This window comes from Candidatus Eisenbacteria bacterium, from assembly GCA_005893275.1.
Lineage (GTDB): Bacteria > Eisenbacteria > RBG-16-71-46 > SZUA-252 > SZUA-252 > WS-7.
In genome coordinates, this window is record VBOW01000026.1 from 43,451 (window position 1) to 50,483 (window position 7,033).

A 7,033-nucleotide genomic window follows, 5' to 3' on the forward strand; every position below is an offset into this window, starting at 1 on the left:
GGCTCTCCCCGGCGCGCCCCGGCGGGGTCTGGGCCGCGATCAAAACCGTAGCGAGCGTGAGCGAAGCGGGAATGGCGAGCGTGCGCCATGTGGATGAATATCGGCTCATTCTGGTCAAGGGGTGCGTCGGGCAGCGCCGCGGAGACGCGTCTCCGACCGGCTATACCCAAAAACGCAACCAAAGTTTCCCACGCGCGCGAAGCGGGGGTCAACGGAAACCGCCCCCTCGGACAAAAGAAATTGACGCCATCGCCTCACGCCCCGAGGCTATTCCCGTGCACTACGAGCTTCGCGTCCCGGGACCGATCGATCTCGATCTCACGTTTTCATGCGGCCAGGCGTTCCGCTGGGTCAGGGAAGGCGAATGCTGGCGCGGAATCGTGGGCCGTGCCGAGCTTTCGGTCGCGTTGCTTGGGCCGGCCGGCCTCGCGGTTTCCATTGCCGGAGAGGACCCTGGCCGCCAAGCCCTGGTCCGATATTTCAGGCTGGACGAAGATCCCAGGGTCCACCTGGAGCACGCGGAGGAGCTTCGCGCGCTGCCGGGGATCCTGCCGCTCTTCGGCTTGAGGCTCCTCCGCCAGGATCCATGGGAAACCGTTGCCTCGTTCATCTGCTCCGCGGCCGCGAACATCCTCAAGATCAGCCGCTGCGTGGAGGCGATGGCGGCGCGCTGGGGCGAACCCATTCCCGGCTCCCTAAGGCGGGCCTTCCCCGGGGCCGAGACGATCGCCCGGGCGCGCGAACCGCAGCTCCGGGCGAGCGGCCTGGGATTCCGCGCACCCTATCTCCTTCAGAGCGCCCGCGTCATCGCGTCGGCCGGATGGTCGTGGGATGCCCTGCGCGACGCTTCGCACGAGGAAGCGCGGGGTCGCTTGTGCGAGCTGCCCGGCGTGGGGCCGAAGATCGCCGACTGCACGCTGCTCTTTGGCCTCGGCCGCCTCGAGGCCTTCCCGGTGGACCGATGGATCCGGCGCGCGACGCTGGAGCTTGCGTCGCGGCGGAGGGCGAAGGATGAGGAGCTGTCGCGCTGGGCCGAGCGGTTCGGACCGGGGCGCGGCTACCTGCAGCAGATCCTCTTCCACTTGCGCCGCACGCAGGGCCCGCTCCCGCCCCTCCCGCGCTCCTCGGAGCGCCGTTCCGCGCGCCCCCTCGCCGCGCGCGCCAGGCGGATCGCGTGAATCCGGCGGGTGAAGGATCCCCTCGCGATCCCGCGATCGCGCTCTTCGCGAAGGCGCCGCGGCCCGGCCACGTGAAGACCAGGCTCGTTCCTCCCCTGACCCATGAAGACGCGGCGCGCGTCGCCCGCGCCTCCCTCGAGGACACCGCCCGCTTCATCGTGCCCGCGGTCCCCGCGCATTGGACGCTCTTCCTGGACGGAGAGCCGGACCGTCCCCTGCAATCCCTCGCCGGGGAGATCGGGATCCCGATCTCGCCGCAGCGGGGCACCGACCTGGGCGGACGGCTCGTCGCCGCGTTCCGCGACCTGCGGGCCAAGGGCGCGCGTCGCGTGGTCGCGATCGGCTCGGACGCCCCCACACTCGATCCGGAACGGATCCTGGAAGCCATCGAGTCGCTCTCCGTCTGCGATGTCGCGCTGGGACCGACCGAGGACGGCGGGTACTACCTCATCGGCACGAGCGGGGACCACGAGTCGATTTTCGAGGAGATCCCGTGGGGAAGCGGCTCCGCCGCCGCCACGACGCTCGAGCGGGCCCGCGCGCGGAGCCTGGACGTGCGGCTGCTCACGCCGTGGTATGACCTCGATGACGCGGCGTCGCTCCTTCGGGCGTACGACGCGACCAGGCCGGGGTGGGCGCTGCGGGAGGTGCTGGACGAGGTGAGGGCGAGGCTCGTGACGGGCTCGTGAAGCGGGGAGCTTTGGAGGAGCTCAGCCGGTCGATTTCAAGCTCGCCAGCTCCTGGCGGACCGCGGCCGCGTGCTCGCCGTCCGGAGCCAATTCGAGATAGCGTTCCCACGCCCGCTCGGCGCCCGCGCGGTCGCCGGTCTCCCGCATCACCACGCCGAGGTTGAGCCACGCATTCTTGTGGCGGGGGCTCTCCTTCGTGACTTTTAGGAGCTCGGTCTTCGCGACGTCGTTTCGCCCGCTCGAATGGTAAGCGATCGCGCGATCCACTCGGACGTCGGCGTTCTCGGGATCGATCGCGAGCGCGCGCGTGTAGTACTTGATCGCGTGCTCCCACTGACCCGAATCGAACTCCAAATTGCCGAGACCGACGTTGGCCTCGAGGTCATCGGGGTTTTTCGCGAGCGCTGCTTTGTAGGATCGCACCTGCTGCATAATCTGCGTCGGCATTCCCTGGGGCGCACCCTGCCCCTGCGGGGCTCCCGCGAGGATGTCCGCCGGGCCGGACGGCATCCCGGCTTCCCCGCGCGGACCGATCGCGGAGTGAAGCGCGAAGCCGATCATGCCCCCCACCGCGAACCCGACGACGAGGAGCAGCCAGGCGATGCCCGGAACGGCCTGCGCGCGGTGGCGCCGCGCGGGCCCCGAAGGGGCGCGGCCGCGCGCGCGAGCCGGGGCGGATCCCGCGGCGGAGGATGCGGCCCCGCCGCGCGAGCCCAAGAGGGCGCCGCACGCGTCACAGCGGTCCAGGGTAGCGGGGAGCGATTCGCCGCAGCGGGGGCAGATGATGCGATCGAGAGCCATTCTCGCTGGGAGTCTACGCCTTGCGTGAATCAGGGATCAACCTTGTCCCTTCGCCTTCGATCGGGTAAACAGGCGTGATGATCCTGGCCCAGATGTTCGGATCGAGCGCCCTGGTGTGGGACGGAACGGAGATGCTGCAGGCCGCTCTGGGTCCGAAGCTCAGGTCCAGATCCGGGAGCCGCCTGGGGGCGCCGGCGGTCGGGGATCATGTGGAAGTGGGGCGGGATGCCCAGGGTACCCTCTCCGTGCTCTCGATCGCGCCGCGCCGGACGTCTCTCGCGCGCGCGGGGAGCGGGGCGCGCGACCGCCAGATCGTCGCGGCGAACGCCGAGCAGGCAGTGATCGTTTCCTCGGCGGCCCAGCCTCCGTTTCGCCCGGGGCTCGTGGACCGGTGGGCGCTTCTCGCCCACCGCGGCGGCTTGAGCCCCGTGCTGTGCCTCAACAAGGCGGATCTCGTCTCCCGCGAGGAGGCGGAGCGCCTGATCGCCGATGCGGCGATCCCGCTTCCCTGCGTGCTCGTGAGCGCGAAGACGGGCTCGGGAATCGCCGAGCTCAAGGAGTCGCTTCAAGGAGTCTCTTCGGTCCTCGTGGGGCATTCCGGGGTGGGCAAGTCCTCGCTGCTTCGCCGCCTCATCCCCGAGGAGCAGATCGTGACCGGAACGCTGAGCGAGAAATCGGGAAAGGGCCGCCATACGACCTCGAGCGCGCGGCTCTACCGCCTGCCGGAGGGGGGGGTTGTCATCGATACGCCGGGCGTACGGAGCGTCGCCCTCGGAGAAACCGGTGCCGCGGAGGTCGCGAGCGTCTTCCCGGAGATCCAGGGCGCTCCGCCGTGCCGGTTCACTTCGTGCACCCACCGGATGGAGCCCGGCTGCGCGGTGCTGGCGGGGGTTCAGGCGGGGGTCATCCCGGAGAAGGTCTACGCGCGCTACAAGAAGCTCCTCCTCGAGGTCCTCGCCCCGTGAATGCCGCCGCGCTGGAATCGAGTCTCGGAGAGCTCCTGATCGTCGGGTTTCCCGGAACCGAGTTCACGGCCGAGGCCCGGGAGCGGCTCATGCGCGTGCGGCCTTCGGGGGTAATCTTTTTCGCGGCGAACTTCGGGGACGCCGACCAGGCCGCGGGGATCACGCGGTCGGTCCACGAAACCATCGGAGCGCCCGAGCTTCCCGCGCTCGTCTGCGCCGACGAGGAGGGAGGGATGGTTTCTCAAATCTCGGGCTTCTGGGAAGTGCCCCCGTCGGCCCGCGCGGTCGCATCTTCGGGAGGCCCGCCGCTAGTCAAGGATCTCGCGCAGCGCACCGCGCGCCGCCTCTTGGCGCTCGGGATCAACCTGACCTTCGCCCCGGTCCTCGATGTCGACTCGAACCCTGCGAATCCGGTGATCGGAATCCGGAGCTTCGGCAGCTCCGTCTCCCAGGTGACCGCCTGCGGGCGGGCCGCGGTGGAAGGGGTCCTCGCGACGGGAGCGATCCCCGTCGTGAAGCACTTTCCCGGCCACGGGGACACCAGCCAGGATTCGCACGTGGCGCTGCCGACCGTGACCGCCGACCGGGCGCGGATGGACCTTCGCGAGCTGCGCCCCTTCGAGGCCGCCGTGAATTGGGGGGCGCCGGTGGTGATGACCGCGCACGTCCTCGTTCCGGCGTTCGAGCCCGACCCAACGCGGCCCGCCACGATCTCACGCCGGGTCGTGACCGATCTCCTGCGCGGCAGGATGAAGTTCGATGGGGTGGTGATCACCGACGCGCTCGAGATGGCGGGCGTGACTTCCATCGCGCCCTACGGGGAGATCGCGGTTCGCGCGATCGAGGCGGGCTGCGACCTTCTTCTTTACTCGAGGCCCTCCCCCGGTCCCGAGGAAGCGCTCACGGCGCTGCGCGAGGCGCTCCGATCGGGACGGCTGAGCGAGGAACGGGTCCAAGCCTCGCTAAGCAGGATTAGGACGCTCCGCGCCGCGAGCGCCGCGCGGCCCCATCCATGGAGCGATTCCCTCGAGCGCGAGGCGCGCCAGCTTGTCCCCCCCGAGGAGCTGGATCGGATCGCGGAGGGCGCGATCCGGATGCTCAAGCAGGGCGCGGGGGGGATCCCGCTCCGGAATCCGATCGATGTCCTGGAAGTGAATCGGCCGGCCTCCCGCGCCGGGATTGCGGATCTCCTGCGCGCCCACGGCATGACCGCGCGCGAGGTGGGCCCCGATGATTCGACGTGGCCCCGACGCATCGAGGGAACCGCGCTCCTCACGCTCGCGGCGCGCGCGTCGCTATCGCCCGAGGACGAAGCTACTGCCCGCGCATGGCTCAGGCGCTACCCGGAAACCGTGGCCGTCGCATCCTTGAACCCTCACGTCGCGGACGGCTGGGCGGAGGTGCGGACGCTCCTCGCTACCTTCGACAACACGCCGGCCAGCCGCCGCGCGCTCGCCAGGCGCCTGGCCGGGGCCACCGATCCCGCGAAGTCGAGGCGCGCGCCGAGGGCGAGGTAGGGCGCGGCCGTGAAACGAAACGGGCGGCGCCTTCGGGGCACCGCCCGTGTTTTCGATCGCGCGATATCTAGCGGAGGATCAGACCTTGTCCTTCTTGGCCGCGGCGGGCGAGGCGTTCGACCCAGCGGCCATCATCTTCACCAGCTCCTCGCGCACCTTCGGGCCCTTGGCCTTGAACGTGCAGGTGAAACCGGCGCCCTTGATCGCCTTCGCGATCGCCTTCTGGTCCAGCTTCCTGTCGCCGGCGACGTAGGCGGTCCTCGAGTCCAGGTCTACCTTCGCGCAGAGCACGCCCTTCTGCGCCATCGCCGTGGTCTGGATCTTGTCCACGCACGCGCCGCAGTGGGCGGTGGGCACCGCGAAGCTGAATACCGCGTTGTTCGCGCCGAACGTGCACTGCCCCTTGGCCTGCGCGGCCGAACCGGCCGTGCAGCGCGAGCCGCCTGCCGCCTGCTTGGCCGCGCCCTCGGACTTGCCCGTACACGCGCTGCCGCCGGCCCAAGCCGACGCGGCAAGGCTCAATGTGGCCAAAACCGTTGGAACGATCGTAACCCTACGCTTCATGGCGGCTCTCCTTCCGAGAATTCGTGTTTGATCCGGATTAAAGCCTCTACAGTGTACACCGCGCGCGTGGAACGGTATCCAGCTAATTGGAGGCGCTCCGGGCGTGGGTTTTCATGTAGGCCTGGACGCCGTCCGCGAGGCGCTCCGCCACCTTGGACTGGAACTGGGAGTCCTTGAGCATCGCCGCTTCGCGTGGGTTCGAGATGAACGCGGTTTCCACCAGGACCGCGGGAATATCGGGGGCCTTGAGCACAACGAAGCCCGCCTGTTTCACCCCGCGCGTGTTCAACCGGTCCTCGTCCCGGAGGGCGTCGACGAGCTTCTCGGCCAGCTCGCTGCTGCGCCGGATTGTGTCGTTTTGCTTCAAATCGAAGAGGATCCCCAAGAGGTCGTCGCCCGTTTCGGGGGGTACGCCTCCGATCAAGTCGGCCGCGTTCTCCGCCTCGGCGAACGATCGCGAAGCTTCGTCGGTCACGCCCGTGAGCGAGAGGAAATAGACTTCGGTGCCCGTCGCCTCGTGATTCCTGCTGGCGTTGCAGTGGATGCTGATCATGATGTCCGCCTGGTACTTCCGCGCGAGCTCGATCCGTCTCCGCAGCGGGATGAAATAATCCCCGGCGCGGGTGAGAAACGCGCTCACGCCGGGGAGCTGTTCCAGCTCCCACCTCAGCTTCTTCGCGATCGCGAGGACGACGTCCGCCTCGGGGAGCCTTCGATAGCCGAGCGCTCCGGAATCGTCCCCGCCGTGGCCCGGGTCGATCGCGACGATGAGCCGCTTCGATTTCTTGATCTCGCTCAGCTGCTGCTCCAGCTTTAGCTCGGCTTGAGGATTGGGGGGTGCCGGCACGTCGATGACGATCCGGTCCGGCACGCCGTCCCCTGAGGCAAGCACGAAGGCGAGCGGCGTCGTCGTCTGCTTGAGGCCGATCCGGATCACAACTCCCGAGTCGGAGACGGCCGGGAAGATGTCGGCAACCAGGCTGTCCCCCACGAACTCCCCCGTCACGGCGAGCGACTTACGGACCCCTGGGATGGAGACTTCGTAGCTCGTCGGCCCCGAAAGGCGGAACTGGGGTTCGGCGGGAGGCGGGCCGGAGAGATCGAATACGAGCCTTGTGTGATCCGGCGCGGTCCAGAAGCGGATCCTCACCAGCTCGGGCGACGGCCGGGGAGCGCGGGGAGGCGTTCTCGCAGCGTTGCGGGGAGCCGGCGGCCCGACCCCCAGGGACAAGACAGCCAATAGTCCCCAAACGGGGAGGCCCGTCCGGAGCCCCCATCTCGGGAGCCACGGGCCGGGCCTCGTTGCCGAGTGAGAACGA

The 7,033-nt window shown here is 69.2% G+C and carries 7 protein-coding genes; 4 read left to right on the top strand and 3 right to left on the bottom strand.

What is annotated here, in order from left to right:
- The first annotated feature begins 56 nt into the window (after positions 1 to 56).
- Both E6K76_06150 and E6K76_06155 read left to right on the top strand, forming a co-directional pair.
- Positions 57 to 1,178: a hypothetical protein gene (locus E6K76_06150; GenBank protein ID TMQ59055.1), complete on the top strand. Its 1,122-nt coding sequence runs from the start codon at positions 57 to 59 to the stop codon at positions 1,176 to 1,178.
- A complete protein-coding gene (locus E6K76_06155; protein TMQ59056.1) occupies positions 1,028 to 1,867 on the top strand; it encodes a glycosyltransferase in 840 nt (279 codons plus the stop codon). Before E6K76_06150 ends, E6K76_06155 begins: the two co-directional genes overlap by 151 nt.
- 21 nt (positions 1,868 to 1,888) lie before the next feature.
- On the opposite strand, the gene E6K76_06160 is transcribed toward E6K76_06155, so the two are convergent.
- The gene (locus E6K76_06160; protein TMQ59057.1) at positions 1,889 to 2,668 is read right to left on the bottom strand and encodes a tetratricopeptide repeat protein; all 780 of its coding nucleotides are present in this window, start codon (positions 2,666 to 2,668) and stop codon (positions 1,889 to 1,891) included.
- A gap of 74 nt (positions 2,669 to 2,742) precedes the next feature.
- On the opposite strand from E6K76_06160, the gene rsgA reads away from it, so the two are divergent.
- Together rsgA and E6K76_06170 are read left to right on the top strand one after the other, a co-directional pair.
- Positions 2,743 to 3,633, top strand: coding sequence for a ribosome small subunit-dependent GTPase A (gene rsgA / locus E6K76_06165; GenBank protein TMQ59058.1), 891 nt, complete (start codon positions 2,743 to 2,745; stop codon positions 3,631 to 3,633).
- Positions 3,501 to 5,150, top strand: a complete 1,650-nt coding sequence (locus E6K76_06170; protein TMQ59059.1) for a hypothetical protein — start codon at positions 3,501 to 3,503, stop codon at positions 5,148 to 5,150. Before rsgA ends, E6K76_06170 begins: the two co-directional genes overlap by 133 nt.
- A gap of 78 nt (positions 5,151 to 5,228) precedes the next feature.
- Here the strand turns inward: E6K76_06170 and E6K76_06175 are convergent, their stop codons facing one another.
- Positions 5,229 to 5,714: a heavy-metal-associated domain-containing protein gene (locus E6K76_06175; protein ID TMQ59060.1), complete on the bottom strand. Its 486-nt coding sequence runs from the start codon at positions 5,712 to 5,714 to the stop codon at positions 5,229 to 5,231.
- Positions 5,715 to 5,796: 82 nt separating this feature from the next.
- A complete protein-coding gene (locus E6K76_06180; protein TMQ59061.1) occupies positions 5,797 to 6,954 on the bottom strand; it encodes an N-acetylmuramoyl-L-alanine amidase in 1,158 nt (385 codons plus the stop codon).
- Positions 6,955 to 7,033 lie beyond the last annotated feature (79 nt).

What these genes read in the sequence shown, in the direction of transcription:
- E6K76_06160 (TMQ59057.1), bottom strand. Translation starts at nt 2,668, where the DNA reads ATGGCTCTCGATCGCATCATCTGCCCCCGCTGCGGCGAATCGCTCCCC.
- E6K76_06175 (TMQ59060.1), bottom strand. Translation starts at nt 5,714, where the DNA reads ATGAAGCGTAGGGTTACGATCGTTCCAACGGTTTTGGCCACATTGAGC.